The organism is Enterobacter cloacae complex sp. S1 (assembly GCF_014930525.1).
Classification (GTDB): domain Bacteria; phylum Pseudomonadota; class Gammaproteobacteria; order Enterobacterales; family Enterobacteriaceae; genus Enterobacter; species Enterobacter hormaechei_C.
The window spans coordinates 1-26,051 of sequence record NZ_JADBRE010000001.1 but is presented as its reverse complement, the minus strand read 5'-3'; the positions used below and the strand labels follow the sequence as shown (position 1 = coordinate 26,051).

Genomic DNA, 26,051 nt, shown 5'->3' with positions numbered 1-26,051 from the left:
AAGCGATAATTCGTGAGCCGTTTGTTGTTTCAAAATTGTTAACAATTTTGTAAAATACGGGCGGATAGAACGACCCGGTGGACGACGGGTATACATTAAGAGGTCATGATGAGCACAGAAATCAAAACTCAGGTCGTAGTACTTGGGGCAGGCCCGGCAGGTTACTCCGCAGCATTTCGCGCCGCGGATTTAGGTCTGGAAACCGTCATCGTAGAACGTTACAGCACCCTCGGCGGTGTTTGTCTGAACGTCGGCTGTATCCCTTCTAAAGCGCTGCTGCACGTAGCGAAAGTTATCGAAGAAGCCAAAGCGCTGGCTGAACACGGTATCGTCTTCGGCGAGCCGAAAACCGACATCGACAAAATTCGTACCTGGAAAGAGAAAGTTATCACTCAGCTGACCGGCGGTCTGGCGGGTATGGCCAAAGGCCGTAAGGTGAAAGTGGTAAACGGTCTGGGTAAATTCACCGGTGCGAACACCCTGGAAGTGGAAGGCGAAAACGGCAAAACCGTGATTAACTTCGACAACGCGATCATCGCGGCAGGCTCTCGCCCAATCGAACTGCCATTCATTCCACATGAAGATCCACGCGTGTGGGATTCCACCGATGCGCTGGAGCTGAAAACCGTTCCTAAGCGCCTGCTGGTTATGGGCGGCGGTATCATCGGTCTGGAAATGGGTACCGTGTACCATGCGCTGGGTTCAGAGATCGACGTGGTTGAAATGTTCGACCAGGTTATCCCGGCTGCCGACAAAGACATCGTTAAAGTCTTCACCAAACGCATCAGCAAGAAATTCAACCTGATGCTGGAAACCAAAGTGACTGCCGTTGAAGCGAAAGAAGACGGTATTTACGTTTCCATGGAAGGCAAAAAAGCCCCATCCGAACCACAGCGTTACGACGCCGTGCTGGTGGCTATCGGTCGTGTGCCGAACGGTAAAAACCTCGACGCGGGCAAAGCTGGCGTGGAAGTGGACGACCGTGGCTTCATCCGCGTTGACAAACAGCTGCGCACCAACGTGCCGCACATCTTTGCTATCGGCGATATCGTCGGTCAGCCAATGCTGGCGCACAAAGGTGTTCACGAAGGTCACGTTGCCGCTGAAGTTATCGCCGGCATGAAGCACTACTTCGATCCGAAAGTGATCCCATCTATCGCCTACACCGAGCCAGAAGTTGCATGGGTCGGTCTGACTGAGAAAGAAGCGAAAGAGAAAGGCATCAGCTATGAAACCGCCACCTTCCCGTGGGCTGCTTCTGGCCGTGCTATCGCGTCCGACTGCGCAGACGGTATGACCAAACTGATCTTCGACAAAGAGACTCACCGCGTGATCGGTGGTGCGATTGTCGGTACCAACGGCGGCGAGCTGCTGGGTGAAATCGGTCTGGCTATCGAAATGGGCTGTGACGCGGAAGACATCGCGCTGACCATCCACGCTCACCCGACTCTGCACGAGTCCGTGGGCCTGGCGGCAGAAGTGTTTGAAGGTAGCATTACGGACCTGCCAAACGCGAAAGCGAAGAAGAAATAAATTTCTTCAGATGAAAAAAGCGGCCTCAGGCCGCTTTTTTTATGCGCCGCGTTCAGGGGGTGACAGGCTGCCAGGTTTTATCCGGGTGGTATGCAGCGAGCGCCTGCGCTTTTTGTGCCGAATCGTTGCCGAGATTTGCCTGATGCACCTTGTCATCCTGGTTAACGACAAAGCTCATTACCCCCGTCTGACCATAGCTCACGGGCCAGGCAACCATCGCAAAGCCATTTTTATCCGGCAGAATGCGGAACCGATAGCCGTGATAGCCCATACCCGGCTCCGGCGGGCTGAAGGCGGGACCCAGCGGGCTTGGCGCTTCGCCCGGCGAGATGGGCCAGTACAGGCCGTCTTTTAGCCCTGGCGTGCTGACAATCTTCTGCGCATAGCGGTGGTTCATGGCGTAGTAGCTCTGCTGTGCGTCGACGTAGGCGTGCAGCGCTTCGATAGCCGCGAGTTCGTTGCGGCCGATTTCGCGGGTCAGGATCTCATCAGCCGCTTTCTGCATATCAAATTGCCAGCCCTCTTTTTTCTTCACTACCGGTATGGGGAGTTGCCAGCCGTTATCGCCAACTGACAGATGGGCAATATCGCCGCTGATTTCGGTACGATGGTTAATCTTCCAGTCACGCAGGAATCGAGCTACCGCCTCCGGATCAACCCCTTCAGGTGGCAGATAGTCGCGCCAGTTATCCCCCAGCAGGTCGGCCATCGCGCTCTCATTCTGCTCGCTGATGGCCTTCGTCAGGGCATTGGCCGCCTGCTCAGGCGTGGAGAAAGATTGCTGGGCGCAGGCGAAGGTGGATACCATCAACAACAGCATTCCACCGATCGGTTTCATGTTCATAGCGGCTTCCTTAACGACGATGGAATTCACGGTGTTCGGTATGATGTTCGGACAGCTGCTGGCGGCTTTGCAGCCCGCGCTGGTGCTGGGCCTGCCAGTTGGCCGAGCGGCTGTCGTTGCCGCTCAGGGCGTTTGCCCGCAGCGGCTGATGCTGAACCTGCGTCGGGCGTCTGGTTTGCGCAAGAGTATTATTCATCTGTTGTGCGTGGGGCCGCGCGCTGTCGTAGCCGCGATAGTTGCTGCGCTGAGAGAGCTGCTTCAGCTGCTGCGCGGACGCTGAATGTTGCGGGAAATGCGCGTCGCCATGCTGTAGCTGTGTGAGGGTTTTGACCGTCGACTGCTGTATCTGCGCCATCGCAGCCTGCCGCTGGCTATCGCGGTTGACCGTCTGCTGCCGGGTAGCGCTCAGCCCTCCCGGCACTGAAGTCTGATGATAGCGGCTGGCAAGCTGGCTATTGGCGTAGGGCACGCCGTTGCGGTAGGCCGGATTATGCTGCCAGACCTGATGATTATCGGTACGGTGCTCGCCGGTGATCTTATTGAAGTTATTAACATTAATATTAATGTTATCGCCGTTATGCGAATAACCGCCGTGGTGATCGTCATCATGATCGTGATGATGTTCGTCGTCATCGTCCCAGTCTATGTTACTGAACAGCGCATAGGTAGTGGCTACGCCGAGGCTATAGCCAAAGCCTCTGACAAAACTATTGGTAAACTGCTGGCCGGGAGACGGGGGCAGATACACAGGCGGATAGCTGGCGTTTGGCCACGTGCCGTAAACGGTGGAAGGGTTGTAGGTAGGGACATAAACCACCTGTGGATCGGCTGGCTCAATTTTAATCACCGTCGGACTAGCCGACGTTGACGTCGCGGCTGTACTGGTGGAGGCTGGCGCAGATTTTTTCACGGTGGTGACGGTCTGCTGCGGGGTGGATTGCAACGTGCCTGTCTGCTGCGCGAGCAGGCGCAGACGCTGCACGGAATCCATCACATCCTTTGGCTGGGCCAGAAAGGCGTCGCCGAGGCTCTGTACCCACGACGGGTTTTCTCCCATCAACGACATTAACTGCGGAAAGGCGACCAGCGATTTCACGCTGGCATCCCATGGCTGCCCGCTGACCGCCTGAATGGCGGTATCGCCCTGAATTTTAGGGTTGTCCTTTGACCACTGGGCGGCCTGAATCACGCTCGCCGGATAGGTTGAGGCCATCAGAATTTGCGACAGCAGCGCGTCGGGATAGAGCGCAATGGGCGCTGTCCACTGATCGATCTGCGCGGCGGTATAGGCCGGAGTCGCCACCGGGGCAGGTTGTGCTGTCGGGGCGGGGAGCTGCGGGGCTACCGGCGCAAGTGCGGGAGCGGGTTCCGTTGCGCGGCTTTTAACGAACATGACGCCCGAGGCGGCAAACAGCCCCGCACTGCAAAGCAGAACAAGAAGATGTGGTTTAAAAGGCAACTTCATAGATTGACTCCAACGAGACGAGTGCAGTGCCGTGAGGCGTTGCTGTTGCCGCGAGTATCATTCACCCGTGTTTTACAGTTTTAACTTTTGTTGGGAAAACCTCCGAAGCATCCGGATAAAGAGTGTGAGTATTTATTACACAATTATATCGGACGGCTGAGCAGGCGACGGACATTCAGAAGGCCGCTCTTGCGAGCGGCCAGCAGCTAGCTGCTGGGGTGGCGACAAACTTACGGAACTGCTTTCGGGCCCGGTGACGGGGTGCTATACCATGCTTAACGATTCAGCAAATTTTTTAATGTTGCTTTTTTGTAAACAGATTAACACTGTGCAGAAATCCTGCTATGCTGCCCGACGCGGTATCGGGCATTTACCCTACAAACTGCTGTCTCACAGGAGCGTGAAGAGAACGCCCGCCGCATATGACAATGAGAGCGAGGAGAACCGTCGTGCTAGAAGAATACCGTAAGCACGTAGCAGAACGTGCCGCCGAGGGAATTGTACCCAAACCGTTAGATGCAACCCAAATGGCCGCGCTCGTCGAGCTGCTGAAGAACCCGCCTGAGGGCGAAGAAGAATTCCTGTTAGATCTGCTGATCAACCGTGTACCGCCTGGCGTAGATGAAGCTGCCTACGTAAAAGCCGGATTCCTTGCCGCCGTTGCCAAAGGCGAAGCCACCTCCCCACTGGTTACTCCTGAAAAAGCGATTGAACTGCTCGGCACCATGCAGGGCGGTTATAACATTCATCCGCTGATTGACGCGCTGGATAACGACAAGCTGGCGCCGATTGCTGCCAAAGCGCTCTCTTCGACGCTGCTGATGTTCGATAACTTCTACGATGTGGAAGAAAAAGCCAAAGCAGGCAACGTTTACGCGAAGCAGGTGATGCAGTCATGGGCCGATGCCGAATGGTTCCTGAACCGCCCTCAGCTTGCTGAAAAAATTACCGTTACCGTCTTTAAAGTGACCGGTGAAACCAACACCGATGACCTTTCTCCGGCGCCGGATGCATGGTCTCGCCCGGATATCCCACTGCACGCCCTGGCGATGCTGAAAAACGCCCGTGAAGGCATTGAGCCGGATCAGCCAGGCGTGGTTGGCCCGATCAAACAGATCGAAGCCCTGCAACAAAAAGGTTTCCCGCTGGCTTACGTCGGTGACGTGGTTGGTACCGGTTCTTCCCGTAAATCCGCCACCAACTCCGTGCTGTGGTTCATGGGCGACGACATTCCGCACGTGCCGAACAAGCGCGGCGGCGGCCTGTGCCTCGGCGGCAAAATTGCGCCAATCTTCTTCAACACTATGGAAGATGCGGGCGCGCTGCCAATTGAAGTGGACGTGAGCAACCTGAACATGGGCGACGTGATTGACGTTTACCCGTATAAAGGCGAAGTGCGCAACCACGAAACCAACGAACTGCTGGCCAGCTTCGAACTGAAAACCGACGTGCTGATCGACGAAGTGCGTGCCGGTGGCCGTATTCCGCTGATCATCGGCCGTGGCCTGACCACCAAAGCGCGTGAAGCGCTGGGTCTGCCGCACAGTGACGTATTCCGTCAGGCGAAAGACGTGGCCGAGAGCAACCGCGGTTACTCTCTGGCGCAGAAAATGGTGGGTCGCGCCTGCGGCGTCACTGGTATCCGTCCTGGCGCGTACTGCGAACCGAAAATGACCTCCGTGGGGTCTCAGGACACCACTGGCCCAATGACCCGTGATGAACTGAAAGACCTGGCGTGCCTGGGCTTCTCTTCCGATCTGGTGATGCAATCCTTCTGCCACACCGCGGCGTATCCGAAGCCGGTTGACGTAACCACGCACCACACGCTGCCAGACTTCATTATGAACCGTGGCGGTGTCTCCCTGCGTCCGGGCGACGGCGTTATCCACTCCTGGCTGAACCGCATGCTGCTGCCGGATACCGTCGGTACCGGCGGTGACTCCCATACCCGTTTCCCAATCGGGATCTCCTTCCCGGCGGGTTCCGGTCTGGTGGCGTTTGCCGCAGCGACCGGCGTGATGCCGCTGGATATGCCGGAATCGGTGCTGGTGCGCTTCAAAGGTAAAATGCAGCCGGGCATTACCTTGCGCGATCTGGTGCACGCAATCCCGCTGTATGCCATTAAACAGGGTCTGCTGACCGTTGAGAAGAAAGGCAAGAAAAACATCTTCTCTGGCCGCATTCTGGAAATTGAAGGTCTGCCGGATCTGAAAGTGGAGCAGGCGTTCGAGCTGACCGATGCCTCTGCCGAGCGTTCTGCGGCGGGCTGTACCATCAAGCTGAACAAAGAGCCGATTATTGAGTATCTGACCTCCAACATCGTGCTGCTGAAGTGGATGATAGCGGAAGGCTACGGCGACCGTCGTACGCTGGAGCGTCGTATTCAGGGCATGGAAAAATGGCTGGCGGATCCGCAACTGCTGGAAGCCGACGCTGACGCAGAGTACGCGGCGGTGATTGAGATCGATCTGGCGGATATCAAAGAGCCAATCCTGTGTGCGCCTAACGATCCGGACGATGCGCGTCTGCTCTCTGACGTGCAGGGCGATAAGATCGACGAAGTGTTCATCGGCTCCTGTATGACCAACATCGGCCACTTCCGTGCTGCCGGTAAGCTGCTGGATACCCACAAAGGCCAGCTGCCGACCCGTCTGTGGGTGGCGCCGCCAACCCGTATGGATGCGGCGCAGCTGACCGAAGAGGGCTACTACAGCGTGTTTGGTAAGAGCGGGGCGCGTATCGAAATCCCTGGCTGTTCCCTGTGTATGGGCAACCAGGCGCGCGTGGCCGACGGTGCGACGGTGGTTTCCACCTCAACCCGTAACTTCCCTAACCGTTTAGGAACCGGGGCGAACGTTTACCTGGCCTCTGCGGAGCTGGCGGCGGTTGCGGCGCTGATTGGCAAACTGCCAACGCCGGAAGAGTACCAGACCTTTGTGGCTCAGGTAGATAAGACGGCGGTGGATACTTATCGTTATCTGAACTTCGACCAGCTCTCTCAGTACACCGAGAAGGCTGACGGGGTGATCTTCCAGACCGCAGTATAAATGCTACCCTCTCCCGTGGGAGAGGGGCTGGGGGTGAGGGCACCAGACCGCTCCGCACCTGACCCATTGCCCGGTGGCGCTACGCTTACCGGGCCTACAAAACCCATCGCAACGTCGGTGGGTTTTTTATTTTCATTCCTCCCACCTCTCCCGCTTTTTTTCTTCCTCTCTGCTGCGATAATTACCCTAATGGCTTTGCAGAGGAAAACGCTATGGATTACGAATTTTTGCGCGACATCACCGGCGTGGTGAAAGTGCGAATGTCGATGGGGCACGAAGCCGTTGGACACTGGTTTAACGAAGAGGTGAAAGAGAACCTCGCGCTGCTGGATGAAGTCGAACAGGCGGCGGAAACGGTGAAAGGCAGTGAACGCTCCTGGCAACGCGCCGGGCACGAATACACGCTGTGGATGGATGGCGAAGAGGTGATGGTGCGCGCCAACCAACTTGAGTTCTCGGGTGATGAGATGGAAGAGGGGATGAGCTACTACGACGAAGAGAGCCTGTCGCTTTGCGGCGTGGAAGACTTTCTGAGCGTGTTGAACGCCTACCGCGATTTTATGAAACAGAAGTAACTCCCCGAAGCGTCCCTGCTCCGGATCACGTTTACACGGTCGGAATGTTACGGCCGTAGTAAATTTCGCGCATCTCTTTCCAGAGCAGGTCGGTAATGACCTTACGCTCTTCTTCACTTAAATCTTCCGGCCTGGTGTGGAACATATAGTGCTTAAGATCGAACTCTTTAAGCATCATCTTGGTATGGAAGATATTCTCCTGATAGACGTTCACATCCATCATGTCGTACAGCGACTTCATGTCTTCGGACATGAAGTTCTGAATGGAGTTGATCTCATGATCAATGAAGTGCTTCATGCCGTTGATATCACGGGTAAAACCACGCACGCGATAATCAATAGTGACGATATCGGATTCCAGCTGGTGGATTAAATAATTCAACGCATTCAGCGGTGAAATCACGCCGCAGGTCGACACTTCAATATCCGCGCGGAAGGTACACAGCCCGCCTTCCGGGTGGCTTTCCGGGTAGGTGTGCACGCAGATGTGGCTTTTATCCAGGTGGGCGACTACCACTTCCGGCAGCGGGCCGGGGTGCTCGGTTTTGTCGATAAGCTTCGGGTCAACCGGCTCTTCACTCACCAGAATGGTGACGCTCGCACCCTGAGGCTCATAATCCTGGCGCGCGATATTCAGGATGTTCGCGCCGATAATCGAGCAGGTCTCTGTCAGGATCTCGGTCAGACGGTTGGCGTTGTAGAGTTCATCGATATAGGCGATGTAACCATCGCGCTCTTCTGCTGTTTTGGCGTAGCAGATATCGTAAATACAAAAACTCAGGCTTTTGGTCAGATTGTTAAAGCCATGCAGTTTAAGCTTTTTCAATTAGTTCACCTCCTTTGAGGACAGCGCGTCTTGCAGATATTGAGGCAACGCAAAGGCTGCGGTGTGGATCGCCGGGTTGTAGTAGCGGCACTGGAGTCCGGCCTGGTGGAAGCGGGCCTGCACGATCTCGGTAGAGAGATGGCGCAGAACGTCGTTATCCGTCGCCCAGGCAAAGGTCATGATCCCGCCGTAGTAAGTGGGGATCGCCGCCTGGTAGAAGCTGACGTCAGCAAAATAGGTGCTCAGCTTACGGTGGCTATCAAGCGCTTCATCCTGTTGCAGGAAGCAAACGCCGTTTTGCGCCACAAAAATTCCGCCAGGCTTCAGGCAGCGCTTGCAGCCTTCGTAAAACGACGAGGTAAACAGCGACGCGCCCGGACCGATAGGGTCGGTACAGTCAGAGATAATGACATCAAACGTTTGCGTAGTCTGGTTAACAAAATTGACGCCATCATCGATAACCAGATTAAACCGCGGATCGTCATAGCTGCCGGCATTATGGTTGGGCAGATACTGGCGGCAGAACGACACCACACCGGCGTCGATTTCCACCATGGTGATGGTTTCGACATTCTGATGGCGAGAGACTTCACGCAGCATCGCGCCGTCGCCGCCGCCGATAATCAGCACGTCCTTCGCGTGGCCGTGGGCCAGCAGCGGGACGTGGGTCATCATTTCGTGATAGATAAACTCGTCGCGCTCGGTGGTTTGCACCACGCCGTCCAGCGCCATCACGCGGCCAAAGGCGGCGTTTTCGAAGATTATCAAATCCTGATGATCGGTTTTCTCATGATAGAGCACGTTATCCACGGCAAAATACTGACCAAACTGGTCATGCAGCGTTTCTTGCCATACCGTTTTTTCGGTCATGGGGAGCACCTCCTTCGTTAACATCCATTACATCCGGCAGATGGGCGCAACACAACACCGCCGTGAGGCGGTTAACGGGTCAACAAGGGGCGTCGGGAAGGTTACTTCACGTAGGCGAGCAGGCTGAGTGAATCGCGAGCCAGCGCTTTGCATTTTTTAGCAGTGGGAATGCCAATACCGCTTAAATCACGGTAGCTGTCTTCACCGAGCGCCTTCATGTCGAAGCTGTCGTAGTTGCTGAGGTCCCATTGGTTCTGCTGGGCAAAAAAGACCAGTGCGCGACGAATTTGCCCATTGGGTAAATTCTGGTAACCACAATCGTTTTTCAGAAAAACAAAAACTGCCGTCAGATCGGCCATATCTTCCGCTTCGTTTTCACTTAGCGCGTAACTGTTCGCACACATCGCCATCAGGCTGGCGAACAAAATTGTTCTGAAAAACGTCTTCATTGCCTTTACCACTGCATCACGGAAAATTAACGTTAGCATACTTGATGCCAGGCCGACGATCTTTATTATTGCCGCCGTGCTTGACCTTCCGGTAAGGGGAGGGTTTATGCTCAAAAGATCGCCTGCTGGAAATAAGGAAATGCACATGCAACGTCGTGATTTTTTAAAATTTTCTGCCGCACTGGGGGTTGCCAGCGCGTTACCTCTCTGGAGCCGCGCCGTTTTTGCCGCCGACAGACCGGCTTTACCCATTCCTGAATTACTCGCCGCAGATGCCCGCAGCCGCATTCAGCTTGTGGTGCAGGCCGGTAAAACCACGTTCGGTCAGCACGCCGCCACGACGTGGGGCTATAACGGCAATCTGCTCGGCCCGGCGTTGCAGTTACGCAAAGGGAAGGCGGTGACGGTAGACATTCATAACACGCTTGCGGAAGAGACCACGCTGCACTGGCACGGGCTGGAAGTCCCGGGCGAAGTGGATGGAGGGCCTCAGGGCATTATCAGGCCTGGTGGTAAACGCAGCGTAACCTTTACTCCGGAACAACGCGCGGCGACCTGCTGGTTCCACCCGCATCAGCATGGCAAAACGGGCCATCAGGTGGCGATGGGGCTGGCCGGCCTGGTGCTGATTGAAGACGATGAAAGCCGCCTGCTGCGCCTGCCAAAACAGTGGGGAATCGACGATGTCCCGGTGATTGTGCAGGACAAAAAATTCAACGCTGACGGGCAAATTGACTATCAGCTGGACGTAATGAGCGCGGCGGTAGGCTGGTTTGGCGATACACTCCTGACCAACGGCGCGATCTACCCGCAGCATGCCGCGCCAAAAGGCTGGCTGCGCTTACGTCTGCTTAACGGCTGTAACGCCCGCTCGCTGAACTTCGCCACCAGCGATAAACGCCCGCTTTACGTGGTGGCAAGCGACGGCGGCCTGCTGCCGGAGCCGGTGAAGGTGAGCGAGCTGCCGATGCTGATGGGGGAGCGCTTCGAGGTGCTGGTGGACATCAGCGATGGCAAAGCGTTTGACCTGGTGACCCTGCCGGTCAGCCAGATGGGGATGGCCGTTGCGCCGTTTGATAAGCCGCATCCGGTCCTGCGCATTCAGCCGCTACAGATCACCGCCTCCGGTACGCTGCCGGAGACCCTCACCACGCTGCCAGCACTCCCGTCGCTGGACGGGCTTACGCAGCGTAAACTTCAGCTTTCTATGGATCCGATGCTAGACATGATGGGCATGCAGGCGCTGATGAAGAAGTACGGCAATCAGGCCATGGCGGGAATGCATCACGGCCAGATGATGGGCCATATGAATATGGACCACGGTAAAATGGGCGGCATGGATCACGGCGGCCATGGTTTCGATTTCCACAACGCCAACCGCATCAACGGCAAAGCGTTCGATATGAACACGCCCATGTTCGCCGCCACGAAAGGGCAGTTTGAACGCTGGGTTATTTCAGGCGAAGGCGACATGATGCTGCACCCGTTCCATATCCACGGCACGCAGTTCCGTATTCTGTCTGAAAATGGTAAAGCGCCGGAGGCGCATCGTGCGGGCTGGAAAGATACGGTGAGGGTGGAAGGCGGCGTCAGCGAGGTGCTGGTGAAGTTCGACCACGAGGCGCCGAAAGAGTTTGCCTATATGGCCCACTGTCATCTGCTGGAGCATGAAGATACGGGGATGATGCTCGGTTTTACCGTATAAAAAAAAGCCGGGTGGCGGCTTCGCCTTACCCAGCCTACATAGGGCACCCGTAGGCCCGGTAGGCGTTAGCGCCACCGGGCTTTTTCGTTACTTAGCGTCGTCAGGCAGTGCATACGCGACAATATAGTCGCCCATCTTCGTGCCAAACGAACCGTGACCACCCGCAGAGATGACAACGTACTGCTTGCCATTCACTTCATAGGTCATCGGCGTTGCCTGTCCACCGGCTGGCAGACGGCCTTGCCACAGTTTCTCACCGTTGGTCATGTTGTACGCGCGCAGGTAGTTATCTGCGGTTGCCGCGATGAACAGCACGTTACCGGCGGTGGAGATTGGGCCACCCAGCATTGGCATACCCATATTGAAAGGCACTGGAACAGGCATCGGGAACGGCATGCTGTCCTGTGGCGTACCAATACGTTTCTTCCAGACGATCTTGTTGGTCTTCAGATCCAGACCAGAGATGTAACCCCAGGCAGGCTGTTTACACGGCAGACCGAACGGAGAAAGGAACGGATTCAGGGTCACACCATAAGGAACGCCATACTGCGGCTGGATACCGGCTTCGGTACCGCTGCCTTTCGCATCTTTCGGCTGCTCCATTGGGTTACCCGGACCACGAGGGATCAGGCGGGAAACGAACGGCAGCGCCATTGGGTTAGCGATGGCGACCTGACGGTTAGGGTCAACGGAGATCCCACCCCATTCGAACATCCCCAGGTTACCCGGGAAGACCAGCGTACCCTGCTCTGACGGCGGGGTGAAAATCCCTTCGTAGCGCAGCTGGTGGAACATCACGCGGCATACCAGCTGGTCAAACATGGTGGCACCCCACATGTCTGCACCGCTGAGATCTTTCTTCGGACGGAAGCTCAGGTCAGAGAACGGCTGCGTTTTGCTGACGTAGTCGCCTTTGGCCGCACCCTGCGGAACCGGTTTTTCCGGCGCAGGAACAACGAGCTTACCGTTACTGCGATCAAGCACGAAGATGTTACCGGTTTTCGCCGGGGCGTAAATCACCGGTACGGTTTTACCGTTAACGGTAATGTCCGCCAGCGTCGGCTGGGACGGCATATCCATATCCCACAGATCGTGGTGAACGGTCTGGTAGCTCCATGCCAGTTTACCGGTCGTTGCGTTCAGCGCCACGATGGAGCTGGCGTAACGTTCCTGCTCCGGCGTACGGTTACCGCCCCAGATATCCGGCGTGGTCACGCCCATCGGCAGGTAGACCAGGTCCAGCTTCGCGTCATACGCTGCCGGTGCCCAGGAGTTCGGTGAGTTAAAGGTAAAGGTGTGTTCATCCGATGGGATCGCGTTAGGATCTTTCGCGCCCGGGTCGAAGGCCCACAGCAGTTTACCGGTGTTCACGTCGAAACCACGGATAACGCCGGAGGTTTCACGGGTAGAGAAGTTATCCGTTACCGAACCGGCAATCACGATGGTTTTATCGGTGATGATTGGCGGGGAGGTCGGCTCATACAGGCCCGGCGTGGTGTCCGGCATGTTGGTCTGAAGATTCAGAATGCCTTTATTGGCGAAGGTTTCGCACAGCTTGCCGGTCTCAGCGTTAATGGCAAACAGGCGGCCATCGTTCACCGGCAGCATAATGCGGCGAGGACAGTCGGCAATGACTTCCGGGCTGGCATTATCGGCGCGCGCTTCGTGGTAAGAGACGCCGCGGCAGGTAATGTGCTGGAACGACGGGTTGGAGTTCAGCTGTGGATCAAAGTGCCATTTCTCTTTACCGGTAGCCGCGTCGAGCGCGAACAGACGCTGGTGCGCCGTACACAGGTAGAGCATGTTGCCCACTTTAATCGGGGTCACTTCGTTGGTCAGCTCACCCGGATCGTTTGGCATCTTCAGGTCGCCGGTACGGAATACCCAGGCTTCCTTCAGGTTTTTCACGTTGTCCGCGTTGATCTGCTTCAGCGGGGAGTAGCGTTGACCTTCCTGGTTACGACCATAAGCAGGCCAGTCACCGTCCGCCACCTGCGAAATAGCCGCAGCCGGCGTGGATTCCGCGTTCAGCGTACCGTTGATCTCCTGCGGGTCGTTAAAACCGGCCCAGGTCAGGATGCCGCCACTAATCAGCAGGGCAACGACCAGACCGGCCACGGCGCCACTGGAAGGGACGATCAGACGACGCCAGACAAACGGCAGGATCAGCCAGATACCGAAGAAGACCAGAATGTCGCTGCGCGGCGTCAACGCCCAGAAGTCGAACCCGACTTCCCAGACGCCCCAGATCATGGTTGCGAGCAGTAACGCTGCGTACAGCCACAGAGCAGATTGTTTTCTGCGTAAAAGCAGGACGGTTACGCCAACCATAACCAGACCCGCAATCGGGTAGTACCAGGAGCCGCCAATCGCGACCAGCCATACGCCACCGATTAACAAATACAGCGCGCAGAACGCGGCAAACGCGGCTGTTAATGTCACCAGTAGACGCGGCTGTTTAGTTTTTGTTTCAGCCATAGAAAAGTACTCGTCAGTTTTGTTAATTATTTGCTAGCAATTAATTATAGGTATTAACAACTGTGATCGGAATCACAAATATTGCTTTTTATAACTCATACGCCAGGCTTATCCAATTACTGGTATAATGGCTGGCTTGCGTATCGATGCCGGAGCGAGAGTCATCCGCATTGAGAGATTTTCACTAAAATCATTTGGTTAGTAATATGAAACATACTGTTGAAGTGATGATCCCGGAAGCCGAGATCAAAGCGCGTATCGCCGAACTGGGTCGTCAAATCACCGAACATTACAAGGACAGCGGCAGCGAAATGGTGCTGGTCGGTCTGTTGCGTGGCTCTTTCATGTTCATGGCAGACCTGTGCCGTGAAGTGCAGGTGCCGCACGAGGTCGATTTTATGACCGCCTCCAGCTACGGCAGCGGCATGTCCACAACCCGTGATGTGAAAATCCTGAAAGATCTGGATGAAGATATTCGTGGCAAAGATGTGTTGATTGTTGAGGACATCATCGACTCCGGCAACACGCTCTCTAAAGTGCGTGAGATCCTGAGCCTGCGTGAACCAAAATCACTGGCGATTTGTACTCTGCTGGATAAGCCTGAGCGCCGTGAAGTGCAGGTGCCGGTGGAGTTCGTTGGTTTCTCCATCCCGGACGAATTCGTGGTGGGTTACGGCATTGATTACGCACAGCGTTATCGCCATCTGCCGTATGTTGGGAAAGTAGTGATTCTGGACGAATAATTGCGGGCTGATGCCCTCACCCCAGCCCTCTCCCACAGGGAGAGGGTGAAAACCCCCGGCTTTGTTATTTATGGTTAACGTGCTTAAGCTTGAGGTTGGCAATTCCCGAGCGGTAACGCTGTTCCAGCGTTTCGCGGTTGGTGGCGGTCACTTCCAGATTGCGTAGCAGGCCGTCGTGAATACCGTACGCCCAGCCGTGGATGGAGACCTTCTGTCCGCGTTTCCAGGCAGACTGCATAATCGTCGAGTGGCCCAGGTTATAGACCTGCTCCATCACGTTCAGCTCACACAGCGTGTCGAGACGGCGCTCCTGCGGCATTTCGCCCAGCAGTGAGCTATGTTTGAACCAGATATCACGGATGTGCAGCAGCCAGTTATCGATTAACCCCAGCTCTGTATTTTCGACCGCCGCCTGTACGCCGCCGCAGCCGTAGTGGCCACAAATAATGATGTGCTCAACCTCCAGAACGTCAACGGCATACTGAACAACCGAAAGGCAGTTGAGATCGGTATGAATAACGAGGTTAGCAACATTGCGGTGAACAAACAGTTCGCCCGGTTCAAGACCGGTCAGACGTTCGGCGGGGACGCGGCTGTCGGAACATCCAATCCAGAGAAAGCGCGGGTTCTGCGCCTGTGCCAGTTTTCCAAAAAATCCGGGGTCTTCCTCCACCAGCATTTTTGACCATAGTGCATTGTTGCTGATGAGTGTATCTATGTCGTTCATGGAGGTTAGCGACCTGTAACCAAGTGATTGCGTTGCGCTACTATAGGGTAACCCGACTTTTAATGAAACCACACAACGTGTGTCAGAACTTAAGGTAAGTTGAATTCATGGCGATTGCACTGGAGCTTGAACAGCTCAAAAAAACCTACCCGGGGGGCGTCCAGGCGCTGCGCGGGATAGATCTTAAAGTCGAAGCGGGAGATTTCTACGCGCTTCTGGGGCCGAACGGGGCGGGAAAATCGACCACCATCGGGATTATCAGCTCGCTGGTCAATAAAACCTCGGGCCGCGTTAGCGTGTTTGGCTACGACCTGCAAAAAGACGTGGTCAACGCCAAGCGCCAGCTGGGGCTGGTGCCGCAGGAGTTCAACTTCAACCCGTTTGAGACGGTACAGCAGATTGTTGTTAACCAGGCGGGTTACTATGGCGTTGAGCGCAAAGAAGCGCTAGAGCGCAGCGAAAAGTATCTCAAGCAGCTTGACCTGTGGGAGAAGCGTAACGAGCGCGCGCGGATGTTGTCCGGGGGGATGAAGCGCCGCCTGATGATTGCTCGCGCGCTGATGCACGAGCCAAAGCTGCTCATTCTTGATGAACCGACCGCTGGCGTGGATATTGAACTGCGTCGTTCCATGTGGGGCTTCCTGAAGGATCTGAACGACAAAGGCACCACCATCATCCTGACCACACACTACCTGGAAGAGGCAGAGATGCTGTGCCGCAACATCGGCATCATTCAGCACGGCGAGCTGGTGGAAAACACCTCGATGAAGAACCTGCTCTCCAAGCTGAAATCAGAGACCTTTATCCTCGATCTGGCGGCGAAAAGCGCCCTGCCGAAGCTGGAGGGGTATAACTATCGCCTGGTCGATACCTCGACGCTGGAGGTAGAAGTGCTGCGCGAGCAGGGAATCAACAGCGTGTTCTCCCAGTTGAGCGCGCAGGGCGTTCAGGTATTAAGCATGCGTAACAAAGCGAACCGACTGGAAGAGCTGTTTGTCTCTCTGGTGCACGATAAACAAGGAGACAAGGCATGACGCATCTTTACTGGGTCGCGCTGAAAAGCATCTGGGCGAAAGAGATTAACCGCTTTATGCGCATCTGGGTGCAAACCCTGGTGCCGCCGGTGATCACCATGACGCTCTACTTCATCATTTTCGGCAACCTGATTGGCTCCCGCATTGGTGAGATGCACGGCTTTACCTATATGCAGTTTATCGTGCCGGGCCTGATCATGATGGCAGTGATCACCAACGCTTACGCGAACGTGGCATCCTCATTCTTCAGCGCCAAGTTCCAGCGCAACATTGAAGAGCTGCTGGTGGCGCCAGTGCCGACGCACGTCATTATCGCCGGTTACGTGGGCGGTGGCGTGGCGCGCGGGCTGTGCGTGGGTATTCTGGTGACGGCGATTTCGCTGTTCTTCGTGCCGTTCCAGGTGCACTCGTGGCTATTCGTCGCGCTCACGTTATTGCTTACTGCGATCCTGTTCTCACTGGCCGGTTTGCTGAACGCCGTGTTCGCCAAAACGTTCGATGACATCAGCCTGATCCCGACCTTTGTGCTGACGCCGCTAACCTATCTGGGCGGGGTGTTCTACTCCCTGACGCTGCTGCCGCCGTTCTGGCAGGCGCTGTCGCACCTGAACCCGATTGTCTATATGATCAGCGGCTTCCGCTTTGGTTTCCTCGGCATTACCGATGTCCCGCTGTTCACCACCGTTGTGGTGCTGGCGGTATTTATCGTGGCGTTCTATCTGCTGTGCTGGTATCTGATCCAGCGTGGACGTGGGCTGCGTAGCTAATCTTCTGCCCGGCGACGTTCTGTTTGCCGGGCACTTTCTTTGACAGTTATCACCGTAAACTAACCTTCACCTGGATAAACTACTCGCCTGCTAAGGAGAGACGTTATGCTGGGATGGGTTATCACCTGCCACGATGAAGAGGCACAGGAAATGCTCCTGAAGCTGGAGGCCCGATTTGGCCCTCTGGCGCAATGTCGTGCGGTAAATTACTGGCGAGGGCTGAGCACCAATATGCTAAGCCGGATGATGTGCGACGCGCTGCATGAAACCGACACCGGTGATGGCGTGATTTTTCTCACCGACAGATCGGGCGCGGCGCCTTACCGTTCAGCGGCGTTAATGAGCCATAAGCATGATAACTGTGAAGTGATCTCCGGTATCAGCCTGCCTTTACTCGAAGCGATGTATCCGCTGCGCGCAACGTTGAGCAGCGCTGAGTTTCGTCACGCCATTGTGGCGCAGGGCTCGCCGGGCGTGAGCAGCCTGTGGCACCAGCAGCAGAAGAATCCGCCTTTCGTTCTGCTTCACGATCTGTATAAGCATTAAACATTGGTATTGATGTCGCTTTTGCTACAATGGCGACTGATTTTCCGTATCGATTTATATCCCATGCTCATGCGCGTTATCTTTATCCTTCTGCTACTGGTCTCCGGTGGTGCGTCTGCCAGCCTGACCAGTCAGCAAGGCCTTCCTGCCCAATATATGCAAACCACCGAAGATGCGGCCATCTGGGCGCAGGTGGGAAATGCCGTCGTGAACGTGGGCAATGTCCGCGCCGGGCAGATCCTCGCCGTCTTTCCGGCCGCGGCGGATTACTATGAATTTCGTTTCGGATTCGGTACGGGGTTTATTGATAAAGAGCACCTGGAAAAAGTGCAGGGTAAGCAACGCGTCGAGGATAGTCTGGGCGATCTGAACAAGCCGCTCAGCAATCAAAACCTCATCACCTGGAAAGACACGCCGGTGTATAACGCCCCCAGCAGCGGAAGCGCGCCCTTTGGCACCTTAAGCGCCAATCTTCGCTATCCGATTCTGAATAAGCTGAAAGATCGCCTGAACCAGACCTGGTTTCAAATTCGCATCGGCAATCGTCTGGCGTGGATCAGCAGCCTGGATGCACAGGAAGATAACGGACTGCCGGTTCTGACCTACCACCATATCCTGCGTGATGAAGAGAACACCCGTTTTCGGCATACCTCCACGACAACCAGCGTACGTGCGTTTAATAATCAGATGACCTGGTTACGCGATCAAGGCTATACCACGCTGACGATGTACCAGCTTGAAGGGTACGTACGTAACAAGATGAATCTGCCCGCGAAAGCGGTGGTGATCACTTTTGATGATGGCCTGAAATCGGTGAGCCGCTACGCGTATCCGGTGCTGAAAGAGTATGGCTTCAACGCGACGGCGTTTATTATCTCATCCCGTATCAAAGGTCACCCTCAGAAGTGGGATCCCCGATCGCTACAGTTTATGAGCGTTCAGGAAATCAAGGCCATTCAGGATGTGTTCGACATTCAGTCTCACACCCACTTCCTGCATCGCGTGGATGGGTATAAACACCCCATCTTATTGAGCCGCAGCTATCACGTGATCCTGTACGATTTTGAACGCTCACGGCGTGCACTGGCGCAGTTCAACCCGCGCGTGCTGTATGTTTCGTACCCGTTTGGCGGGTATGACAATAAAGCGATTAAAGCCGCGAATGATGCCGGTTTTCATCTGGCAGTGACAACGGTGAAGGGGAAGGTGAAGCCGGGGGATAATCCGTTCTTACTGAAGCGACTGTATATTCTGAGAACGGATTCGCTGGAGACAATGTCGCGGCTGATCAGCAATCAGCCGCAGGGGTAGGTTATTCGTAGGTGGTCTGGAAGGTCACGGTAGTGCCGAAAACTCCGACGGTTACCGGGTCGCTGCCAATTTTAACCAGCCTGGCCCAAATTGATTTGTCTACAGTAGTGACGGGATCGCCATACTGTGCTCCCTCTGCTATGACGCGTTTGGAGCTCTCTGCAGGAACCGGGTAATTATCACTGTAATTATCGAAAATCTGCACGCCGACGCCGCCTGCCGCGGTGACACCACCATTACTCTCGACGGTGTTGGTAAAAGATTTCTTATCTGACGTTGTATGGGTGGATGAGAGAGTGTATTGAACCAGTATGGTATTTACACATGTACCCGTAATGTGAAACTCGACTTTAGGAGGCGTACCGTTTTCGACTTCACCGGGATACCAGTCACCCAGATTGACCGTCGATGGCGCACGTAGAGCACACGTTGGACGGTTTAAGGGAAAACTAAATGACATCTGAGACATATTCACATAGGGACGAGGGTGGTCGTCCGTTGTCGTCCCTTCTGGATTACCGAGAATGATTTGGCCGATAGGTCCACTGCTCGCGGTGAGGAAATTCTCATCAGCCGGAACGCCTACGAATCCGTTTGTTTGCCAAAATTCCATGCGCACATGCCACGTTTTGCCATCCACGGCACCTTCATTATCATGGTCGTTGCCGGTAAGGTAAAACGCATTCGCATTGGGTGGGAACCAGGCCGTTACGCCGTTACCATCAGGGTAAAATGCCAGCGTATAGACTATCCCCGGAACGTTTGTTCTAAACGTGGCTTTGCCATCAATCTCCCCATAAAGCATGGCCTTGTTTGTCATTTGATAAACGTTCTCACCGTCGTTACCAACAGCACAATGCGATGTCAATGAAGGTGTCGTCTCCATAATTATCGTGTTGCTGATCTGCACGGGCGTCGTTACTGAACCAACAGGCAGGGGAGTAATAACCGGTTGTGTACCCGGAGACATAATGAGCAGCGTGTCATTGCTGTTAAATTTGCATTCTAACGCGGCATGTGTTGTGCCAGAAATCCCGAGCATCACGAATACTAATATATTCAGTAGTTTCTTCATCATAAATCCTTTTATTCGTAGCTCACATTCACCAGAACGCTACTCACCACCGTGCCGCTGGTGACAGCGCCAACGTTCTGGTAACGTGCGTGAAATCCATAATCCTTTATATAGCTCCCGCTACTTCCATTGACATCGTAAATAACGTTAGATGTTCCATCATTTTTCAAAACGTTCGTTTTGTATTTTTCAGAGAAAATAACGATACCCACATTTTCAGCCGCGCCGGCTGTAGCATCGTTTTTAAACACCTGGTTGTGATTGCTCCAGAAACCATTCTGCGGCGAAAAACTGAATTTCAGTTGGCTAATCGTTGCGCCTTCTGTACTGCTCGCATAGCAGTTATCCACGTGGATCGTAAAAGGCGTTCCTGCATCATCATCGGTTGGCGATAAACGATCGCTCTTGTCGCTGTTATAAAACCAGTCTCGTGCTACGGTCGGCAAATAAATCTCTCCGCCGTTTTCAATGCTCAACTGGCAAGTATTATTAACAATATTTGCTGTCAGGTTTATATCTACAGCTGACTCTGCCTGGCTTACGCCAGGCAGAGTGCTACCAGCCAGACCGATAAGCAACACAAGACCGGGCTGGTGTAAATTAAACGGTGATTGTTGCATGATGGTTCCTGGAATTATTGGTAGGTAACGGTAAATGTTACCGGCGCGGTAACGGCACCAGTGCCTACATCAGCAATAGTTTGGTCTTGTCCGACTACAATTCGGGAGTTCATTGGGAATTCACCCGCGCCGTCAGTAATGGTGACTTCCTGAGCTGCCGGTGGCGTGTTACAGCTCATCAATAAGCCTGTATCGACAACGCCAGACCAGATTTCAAAGCCTGTTGCTAAGCCGCCGGAGAAAGAGTCGCCATTTTTGGCTGTACCACTACATTCGCCGCCAGCGCCTTTTGCGGCAGTGACCGTTGCCTTCTCAACCCCAGAACAATTGGTAAAACGAATTTTGAGTGGTTCGACACGGGTCTTATTCACCAGATCCGATTTGTAGACATCTCCAAATGCAATTTCACTAGATGCGGTGCCTGCACCGTTGAGTACTTTTGCCGTGCATGTACCTGAAACGACTTTCGTTTTTATTGTCATTTCGACACTACCAGTGCCTGTAATTGCTGCATTACCCATTCCAGAAAACAGAAGGGCAGAAACGGACAGGGCGATTAAAGTTGATTTGAATTTCATAATGTTGCTCCGTTTTCCTGCGTCAATCACTCGTAGCTGAATTCGAAAGTTGCCACGGCCTGGAAGTCACCTAGGGTCATCTTGCCGGCCTGTGTTTCACGTAATGTGGCTACCAAAGGAACTTCCTTATTTTGGATTTCTGTCGAGGTCCAGACCAGGCGCTCTTCATCCATTTTAGAGTTAATGATAAAGGGAGCATCCGGTGTATCAGTTCTGGCAATTTCGACAGCAGAGAAATCGGCGCCACCGCTAGTTTTTAATATTTGGTTCACAAGTCCGCTAGGCAAATAGCCTGACGGGGTCCCCCTAACTGTGGTTTTCAGTGAGGTAAGGGACGCAGGGCATTCAACTATCACGATTTTGAAATTGGCATTTGCCGTTCCGGCTTTAGCATCGTCAAGTCGTACCTGCCCATTCTTACCAAGAAGCAGCGTTTGCTGTACATCGGATCCCGTACCACCAACCAGTTTCATATCACATGTGGTTTCACGGATATTAGCCGTAAAGTTAACATCGAGATTCGTGCCCTCGGCGAGCGCCGAACCTGATAACGCCAGCATCGTTACGGCAACGACTGACAGGCTATAAAGATTTTTTTTCATACAAACTCTCGTCTATTTTCCCGAATAATTACATCTGGCACACTTGATTGCTGAGCACCGTTGTAAGTCCTACTTTTTGAGCATGTGATGAGACGTTATAATGCACGTCACATTTACTGTCTTTATCGCTTCCCCAGACAACATGAAGCGTGCCTTCATCCTCAACGCCGCGGACATAGGCTTGCCCCGCCTGTCCCACGGTGCCAATAGATTCATTTTTTTCATTTAAAACATCAGCGCCTAAAGGAATAAATCCGTTATCGGTGCGCTTAAGTTCTAAAATTAATGAACGACCTTCATCGGTTGCAAAATCAACCAGCACAACGGAACCACTGCGGGGAACCGTAATTTCACTGGTGTTTTTAATTTCAACGTCGTTTTCCAGCGTGCTGATATCAAGGTATACGCGGTTTTCACGGTAGGCAGACATATAAGGCAGAATGCCATAGCCGGAACTGCCTATTTCGCTGTTACCAAAGCCGATACCGGCGCCTTTCGCACCACTCGCTTTGACCAGTGCCAGCGCATCGTTGTCACCAATACTCCCTGGCGCAAATGCAATACCTCCTGAATGGATGACCATGCCACCGTTATAGGAGGCAGAATATTGTTTACTGTTGTCATCACCAAAAGAGGCAGATAAACCCAGCGGGCCATATTCACTGTTATAGGACCCGTAGCCGCTTATCTGATTCAGGTCACCATAATTACCACTGTTTGACGAGGCGCTAACGGAATAACTCACCTTATTATCTTGCGTATTTCCACCCGCGGACGTGTTAAAGCTTGTGCCGCCTTTAAGGTCGGAACGTAATCCCATATTGATGTTCGAGAATCCACCGGCATTCCCTCTATCTTTTGAGAATACACTTAATGGAATGCTTAGGCTTAAATAAACGCTGTCGTCCTTCTTGCCGTTCTGATCATAGGTTCGCTGTAATGACAAGCTGTAGCTGCCGTAGGTGAAGCTATTGTTATACCCAATATTGTAATTGGAAGTAGAGCCCGTCGCGTTCCAGTAATCCTGCCAGGTGCCGCTTACATACAGGGAGCCAAAATTGTCTTCTCCGGAGGTTAGCGGTTGGTTAAGACTAATTTGCACCTGGTTTTTGGTGCGCTGATAGTCTGCATATAGCGCTTCGTTTGAGTCATAGCTACGGTTTGAGTACTTCTGGTGCCTAATACTGTCCTGAAGTTGCGCCGCATCGTTAAGCGTCAGGTAGTCTTCCGTCGAGAAACGATAAGCCGCAACGTTAAAGGAAGTATTCGTCGACTCAATCATTTTGCTGTAGGTTAAACGATAACTTTGCCCACTTAATTTATCCAGCCCCTCAATATCTGCATAAGATTGCGTAACGTCGAATGCAAACGCACCAACAGGGGTGTTCATTGCCACGCCGAGAATACCGGCATAAAAATCCATGTCGGTATATTGCGCGCCAATATAACCCGTGAACGTATTATTCAGGCCATAGTAAAGCGTACCGTAACCCACTTTAGGCGCATCAATCAGTGAATCGTCATTTAATTCACCTAAACCGACGTCCCAGCGAGAGGCTCCCGGACGGAGCATCTGCGTGACGGATGAAAAGGGTACGGTAAAGGAGCGTTTGCTGCCATCCGCTTCTTCAATCGTTACCAGTAAATCATTTCCGTAACCTGTGGTACTCAGGTCGTTTATTTCAAACGCGCCTGGTGGCACCGAGGTTTCATAAATCTTATTGCCGCTCTGCGTGACGCTGACCTTCGCGTTACTGTTCGCGACACCCCGAATGACAGGCGCGTAGCCTGTGGACCCCATTGGCAGCATGCGATCGTCACTGTACATGCGTGCGCCGCGCAGGCTCATAGAGTTAAATGCCTCGCCACGCGTGTAAGAGTCGCCGATGACAAACTGGGCACTCAACGGTGTGATATCGCGCTGCAAATAGACATCCTGACTGGAGTATTTTGTGCCGCTATCTTTGTCCCAGTTAAAATTGCCACGCGAGCGCAGGCGCCATGGCCCCATATTCAGGCCATAGCGTAACCCTACATATGCACTTTCTGATGTACTGCCGTTGTTCTCGCTACGCCAGCCGTTCATGTCATAAGAGAACAGAGCGGCAGGAATCCCGTTATCCCACAACGATGGATCGACATAGCCCGCCGGGCGTTTCAGCACATAAATCTGGGGAAAATTAAAATCCATAGCCTGCTTGCCACTGTCATAGCTAACCGAAGCGCCAGCGAAAGATTTTTTAATATCGACGCAGGTTTCATCGTCTTCCGGTCCGTCAGGCAATGTGCTGGTGTCGACACCCGATTGTGACAGCAGCAGTTTTGTTATGCACGGGGTCGCACGAGGTGTTCCGTTATCTTTAAACGTGACCTCCACGGTGGACTTCAGTTTACCGTTCAGGTTGATCTTAGTGCGATAGGTCCCCGGTAAAACCGGGTTGCCATGTGAAAAACGATTAATATCAATATTAGCGCTGCCATTTAAAAGAAATTGATCGTTAAACTCGACCTCTTCTTCATTATCAGGCAGATCTTTTGCTGGCGTGATATTTTCTGCACAGGCATAAAAAGGCAATGCTGCACTTATCGTAAGACATAAAAGAGAACGTTTAAATAACATGGCACATCCACTTAATCAGTGCAGAGAGGGTCCTCTCCACAGAGTTAATGCTATTAATTATTATATGTATTAAAGGGTGCTCTATTTTAGTCCCGCTTCGTGATGGTCTGTGCCGCCATAGTCATTAATAGAATCAAACTCTACTTTACCATTTACGGCAGAAGCTAAACCTTTAACCGTCATTGTGGTATCACTGAACGGTGGAACGGCCTTATGATCAACGTCGTATGTTTTTTGACTGGCTTTAATGGTTACCGCCGAAACGGAGACGTTATACGGTGAATTATTATGGGCAACAAGCTTAACCGCGTTTCCTTCTTTTTTCTGCGTCCATGTTAAATGCTCAGCTGCTTCACCTGCCGAGCCTTTTAACCCGTCAGGACGGTAAAAGAATTTAATACGTGTTCTGAATGCCAGCTGAAGCTGGTTAAGATTCTCTTTATCCGCAGCTTTTGATTTTGGTGGAATCTCCAGGACATTGAACCAGAAAAGCGATTCACGATCCTGTGGTAAAGGTGTACCTGTGTAGGTAATACGTACGGATTGGCCTTTTTTCGGGTCAATACGGGATACTGGAGGGGTAATGATAAAAGGAAGCTTTAACTCTTCCGGATTTACGCCATCACGCCCATCATCAAGCCAGGTTTGAACCAAAAGCGGTTTGGTTCCATGGTTATCGAGATTAACAACAACATCCTTCGATGACTGTGGATAGATAATACGGGTGCCGGAAATAACAATATCCGCACTTGCATTCGATGTGGCCAAAACGGCAGTTGCGAGCAATACGACTTGAAAACTTTTAATGAAGACTGAATGAGACATTTTTCCACTTCCTTTTGGAATTACACAAGCAATCCCTCACTCATCATGAAGGATTACTTAATTTAAAGTTTACGAATCTCTTATTCGTAAATCATGGTGAAGGCAACCTGTGCCTGCACGGTACCAGCAGAAACTGGATTACTTGTTGCATCCCAACCCTGACCCTGCGTGTACGCTACGCGGTAGTACAGGTTTCCTGCGCCAGAAGTTCCATCGATGGTTGCTTTCTGGGAGTTGTTAGTCTGGTCAATTTTGATCTGATCGGTAGCTGAGTTACCGTCGTTTGACAGCACCAGGTTAACGTTCTTAGCTGAACCCTGAGCATTGCTTGGTGGAACCAGCAGACCGCCTTCGGTAGAAGAGGAGCCAGCCCAGGAAGAGAACTGTGCAGATGCTTTCTTCACAGTTGCGGTATCACAACCGGTCAGTGAAAGGCTGAATTTCTTTTCACCCAGGGTGCTGGTGCTACCCAATGCGTTTGCGAAATCACGCACAAATACAGTGTCCAGAGTCACGTCAAAATCGTTACCGTTCTGATCGATTTTCTGGTCAAGGGAGACCTGGCAAGTATTGTTAGAAACCATGCCGTGGAAAGTAATAGTGCCGGTGTCAGGATCTGCTGCTACCGCTGAACCCGCAGCCAATACGCTTGCCATAGCAATTGCCAAACCATATTTTTTAGAAATCATTTAAATATCCATATTCGTTGAGTGAATAATAAGTGCCCGTAAATCTTTTATTTGAAATTAAATTTCGTGGCAAATTATATTGTTAATTTCAATGAAATATAGATGTTGTGCATGATTTAAAC

23 protein-coding genes are annotated in these 26,051 nt (G+C 53.1%); 9 read left to right on the top strand and 14 right to left on the bottom strand.

The window, feature by feature from the left end; translation table 11 throughout:
• Positions 1 to 108: 108 nt before the first annotated feature.
• Entirely contained in the window at positions 109 to 1,533 is a 1,425-nt protein-coding gene (gene lpdA, locus IM290_RS00115) for a dihydrolipoyl dehydrogenase (RefSeq protein WP_003856313.1), read from the top strand.
• 52 nt (positions 1,534 to 1,585) lie between these two features.
• On the opposite strand, the gene IM290_RS00110 is transcribed toward lpdA, so the two are convergent.
• Together IM290_RS00110 and IM290_RS00105 are read right to left on the bottom strand one after the other, a co-directional pair.
• Entirely contained in the window at positions 1,586 to 2,377 is a 792-nt protein-coding gene (locus IM290_RS00110) for a DUF2950 family protein (RefSeq protein ID WP_040117221.1), read from the bottom strand.
• Positions 2,378 to 2,387: 10 nt separating this feature from the next.
• Complete coding sequence (locus tag IM290_RS00105) at positions 2,388 to 3,842, bottom strand: DUF3300 domain-containing protein (protein ID WP_193042066.1); 1,455 nt, start codon at positions 3,840 to 3,842, stop codon at positions 2,388 to 2,390.
• Between the two features lie 449 nt (positions 3,843 to 4,291).
• Between IM290_RS00105 and acnB the strand changes: the two genes are divergently transcribed.
• Together acnB and yacL are read left to right on the top strand one after the other, a co-directional pair.
• On the top strand, positions 4,292 to 6,889 hold the full coding sequence (gene acnB, locus IM290_RS00100; protein ID WP_017383766.1) for a bifunctional aconitate hydratase 2/2-methylisocitrate dehydratase: 2,598 nt from the start codon (positions 4,292 to 4,294) through the stop codon (positions 6,887 to 6,889).
• Between the two features lie 212 nt (positions 6,890 to 7,101).
• The gene (yacL, locus tag IM290_RS00095) at positions 7,102 to 7,464 is read left to right on the top strand and encodes a protein YacL (protein WP_017694501.1); all 363 of its coding nucleotides are present in this window, start codon (positions 7,102 to 7,104) and stop codon (positions 7,462 to 7,464) included.
• 31 nt (positions 7,465 to 7,495) lie between these two features.
• Here yacL and speD read toward each other — a convergent pair whose 3' ends face one another.
• The 3 genes from speD to IM290_RS00080 all read right to left on the bottom strand — a co-directional run bounded on the left by speD (position 7,496) and on the right by IM290_RS00080 (position 9,609).
• Positions 7,496 to 8,290: an adenosylmethionine decarboxylase gene (gene speD / locus IM290_RS00090; protein WP_017383765.1), complete on the bottom strand. Its 795-nt coding sequence runs from the start codon at positions 8,288 to 8,290 to the stop codon at positions 7,496 to 7,498.
• The gene (gene speE, locus IM290_RS00085) at positions 8,291 to 9,160 is read right to left on the bottom strand and encodes a polyamine aminopropyltransferase (protein ID WP_015572694.1); all 870 of its coding nucleotides are present in this window, start codon (positions 9,158 to 9,160) and stop codon (positions 8,291 to 8,293) included.
• Between the two features lie 101 nt (positions 9,161 to 9,261).
• Complete coding sequence (locus tag IM290_RS00080; RefSeq protein WP_003856306.1) at positions 9,262 to 9,609, bottom strand: YacC family pilotin-like protein; 348 nt, start codon at positions 9,607 to 9,609, stop codon at positions 9,262 to 9,264.
• A 145-nt stretch (positions 9,610 to 9,754) separates the two neighbouring features.
• On the opposite strand from IM290_RS00080, the gene cueO reads away from it, so the two are divergent.
• Positions 9,755 to 11,314, top strand: coding sequence for a multicopper oxidase CueO (gene cueO / locus IM290_RS00075; protein ID WP_032652587.1), 1,560 nt, complete (start codon positions 9,755 to 9,757; stop codon positions 11,312 to 11,314).
• 87 nt (positions 11,315 to 11,401) lie between these two features.
• On the opposite strand, the gene IM290_RS00070 is transcribed toward cueO, so the two are convergent.
• Entirely contained in the window at positions 11,402 to 13,792 is a 2,391-nt protein-coding gene (locus IM290_RS00070) for a glucose/quinate/shikimate family membrane-bound PQQ-dependent dehydrogenase (protein ID WP_193042067.1), read from the bottom strand.
• Between the two features lie 206 nt (positions 13,793 to 13,998).
• Between IM290_RS00070 and hpt the strand changes: the two genes are divergently transcribed.
• Positions 13,999 to 14,535, top strand: coding sequence for a hypoxanthine phosphoribosyltransferase (hpt, locus tag IM290_RS00065; protein WP_003856303.1), 537 nt, complete (start codon positions 13,999 to 14,001; stop codon positions 14,533 to 14,535).
• Positions 14,536 to 14,599: 64 nt separating this feature from the next.
• On the opposite strand, the gene can is transcribed toward hpt, so the two are convergent.
• A complete protein-coding gene (can, locus tag IM290_RS00060; RefSeq protein WP_003856301.1) occupies positions 14,600 to 15,262 on the bottom strand; it encodes a carbonate dehydratase in 663 nt (220 codons plus the stop codon).
• 107 nt (positions 15,263 to 15,369) lie between these two features.
• Here can and IM290_RS00055 point away from each other — a divergent pair, with 107 nt between their 5' ends.
• From IM290_RS00055 to IM290_RS00040, 4 genes are all read left to right on the top strand, one after another.
• Positions 15,370 to 16,296 (top strand): ABC transporter ATP-binding protein, encoded by a 927-nt coding sequence (locus tag IM290_RS00055; protein WP_017383763.1) that lies wholly within the window; start codon positions 15,370 to 15,372, stop codon positions 16,294 to 16,296.
• Positions 16,293 to 17,063: an ABC transporter permease gene (locus IM290_RS00050; protein WP_006810078.1), complete on the top strand. Its 771-nt coding sequence runs from the start codon at positions 16,293 to 16,295 to the stop codon at positions 17,061 to 17,063. Before IM290_RS00055 ends, IM290_RS00050 begins: the two co-directional genes overlap by 4 nt.
• 105 nt (positions 17,064 to 17,168) lie before the next feature.
• On the top strand, positions 17,169 to 17,609 hold the full coding sequence (locus IM290_RS00045; protein WP_015572698.1) for a PTS sugar transporter subunit IIA: 441 nt from the start codon (positions 17,169 to 17,171) through the stop codon (positions 17,607 to 17,609).
• Positions 17,610 to 17,672: 63 nt separating this feature from the next.
• Positions 17,673 to 18,920, top strand: a complete 1,248-nt coding sequence (locus tag IM290_RS00040) for a polysaccharide deacetylase family protein (RefSeq protein WP_193042075.1) — start codon at positions 17,673 to 17,675, stop codon at positions 18,918 to 18,920.
• Position 18,921: 1 nt separating this feature from the next.
• Here the strand turns inward: IM290_RS00040 and IM290_RS00035 are convergent, their stop codons facing one another.
• The 7 genes from IM290_RS00035 to IM290_RS00005 all read right to left on the bottom strand — a co-directional run bounded on the left by IM290_RS00035 (position 18,922) and on the right by IM290_RS00005 (position 25,929).
• Complete coding sequence (locus IM290_RS00035; RefSeq protein ID WP_193042068.1) at positions 18,922 to 19,995, bottom strand: fimbrial protein StkG; 1,074 nt, start codon at positions 19,993 to 19,995, stop codon at positions 18,922 to 18,924.
• Between the two features lie 11 nt (positions 19,996 to 20,006).
• Entirely contained in the window at positions 20,007 to 20,615 is a 609-nt protein-coding gene (locus IM290_RS00030) for a fimbrial-like protein (RefSeq protein ID WP_193042069.1), read from the bottom strand.
• 14 nt (positions 20,616 to 20,629) lie between these two features.
• Positions 20,630 to 21,193, bottom strand: coding sequence for a fimbrial protein (locus tag IM290_RS00025; RefSeq protein ID WP_193042070.1), 564 nt, complete (start codon positions 21,191 to 21,193; stop codon positions 20,630 to 20,632).
• 26 nt (positions 21,194 to 21,219) lie between these two features.
• Complete coding sequence (locus tag IM290_RS00020) at positions 21,220 to 21,795, bottom strand: fimbrial protein (RefSeq protein WP_032670546.1); 576 nt, start codon at positions 21,793 to 21,795, stop codon at positions 21,220 to 21,222.
• A 28-nt stretch (positions 21,796 to 21,823) separates the two neighbouring features.
• Positions 21,824 to 24,415, bottom strand: coding sequence for an outer membrane usher protein (locus tag IM290_RS00015; protein WP_150390733.1), 2,592 nt, complete (start codon positions 24,413 to 24,415; stop codon positions 21,824 to 21,826).
• Positions 24,416 to 24,496: 81 nt separating this feature from the next.
• On the bottom strand, positions 24,497 to 25,240 hold the full coding sequence (locus IM290_RS00010; RefSeq protein ID WP_193042071.1) for a fimbrial chaperone: 744 nt from the start codon (positions 25,238 to 25,240) through the stop codon (positions 24,497 to 24,499).
• A gap of 80 nt (positions 25,241 to 25,320) precedes the next feature.
• The gene (locus IM290_RS00005) at positions 25,321 to 25,929 is read right to left on the bottom strand and encodes a fimbrial protein (RefSeq protein ID WP_040117226.1); all 609 of its coding nucleotides are present in this window, start codon (positions 25,927 to 25,929) and stop codon (positions 25,321 to 25,323) included.
• Positions 25,930 to 26,051: the final 122 nt, after the last annotated feature.

Coding starts and splice junctions, on each gene's coding strand:
- lpdA (WP_003856313.1), top strand. CDS start 109: ATGAGCACAGAAATCAAAACTCAGGTCGTAGTACTTGGGGCAGGCCCG.
- IM290_RS00110 (WP_040117221.1), bottom strand. CDS start 2,377: ATGAACATGAAACCGATCGGTGGAATGCTGTTGTTGATGGTATCCACC.
- IM290_RS00105 (WP_193042066.1), bottom strand. CDS start 3,842: ATGAAGTTGCCTTTTAAACCACATCTTCTTGTTCTGCTTTGCAGTGCG.
- yacL (WP_017694501.1), top strand. CDS start 7,102: ATGGATTACGAATTTTTGCGCGACATCACCGGCGTGGTGAAAGTGCGA.
- speE (WP_015572694.1), bottom strand. CDS start 9,160: ATGACCGAAAAAACGGTATGGCAAGAAACGCTGCATGACCAGTTTGGT.
- IM290_RS00080 (WP_003856306.1), bottom strand. CDS start 9,609: ATGAAGACGTTTTTCAGAACAATTTTGTTCGCCAGCCTGATGGCGATG.
- cueO (WP_032652587.1), top strand. CDS start 9,755: ATGCAACGTCGTGATTTTTTAAAATTTTCTGCCGCACTGGGGGTTGCC.
- IM290_RS00070 (WP_193042067.1), bottom strand. CDS start 13,792: ATGGCTGAAACAAAAACTAAACAGCCGCGTCTACTGGTGACATTAACA.
- hpt (WP_003856303.1), top strand. CDS start 13,999: ATGAAACATACTGTTGAAGTGATGATCCCGGAAGCCGAGATCAAAGCG.
- can (WP_003856301.1), bottom strand. CDS start 15,262: ATGAACGACATAGATACACTCATCAGCAACAATGCACTATGGTCAAAA.
- IM290_RS00055 (WP_017383763.1), top strand. CDS start 15,370: ATGGCGATTGCACTGGAGCTTGAACAGCTCAAAAAAACCTACCCGGGG.
- IM290_RS00050 (WP_006810078.1), top strand. CDS start 16,293: ATGACGCATCTTTACTGGGTCGCGCTGAAAAGCATCTGGGCGAAAGAG.
- IM290_RS00045 (WP_015572698.1), top strand. CDS start 17,169: ATGCTGGGATGGGTTATCACCTGCCACGATGAAGAGGCACAGGAAATG.
- IM290_RS00040 (WP_193042075.1), top strand. CDS start 17,673: ATGCTCATGCGCGTTATCTTTATCCTTCTGCTACTGGTCTCCGGTGGT.
- IM290_RS00035 (WP_193042068.1), bottom strand. CDS start 19,995: ATGAAGAAACTACTGAATATATTAGTATTCGTGATGCTCGGGATTTCT.
- IM290_RS00030 (WP_193042069.1), bottom strand. CDS start 20,615: ATGCAACAATCACCGTTTAATTTACACCAGCCCGGTCTTGTGTTGCTT.
- IM290_RS00025 (WP_193042070.1), bottom strand. CDS start 21,193: ATGAAATTCAAATCAACTTTAATCGCCCTGTCCGTTTCTGCCCTTCTG.
- IM290_RS00020 (WP_032670546.1), bottom strand. CDS start 21,795: ATGAAAAAAAATCTTTATAGCCTGTCAGTCGTTGCCGTAACGATGCTG.
- IM290_RS00015 (WP_150390733.1), bottom strand. CDS start 24,415: ATGTTATTTAAACGTTCTCTTTTATGTCTTACGATAAGTGCAGCATTG.
- IM290_RS00010 (WP_193042071.1), bottom strand. CDS start 25,240: ATGTCTCATTCAGTCTTCATTAAAAGTTTTCAAGTCGTATTGCTCGCA.
- IM290_RS00005 (WP_040117226.1), bottom strand. CDS start 25,929: ATGATTTCTAAAAAATATGGTTTGGCAATTGCTATGGCAAGCGTATTG.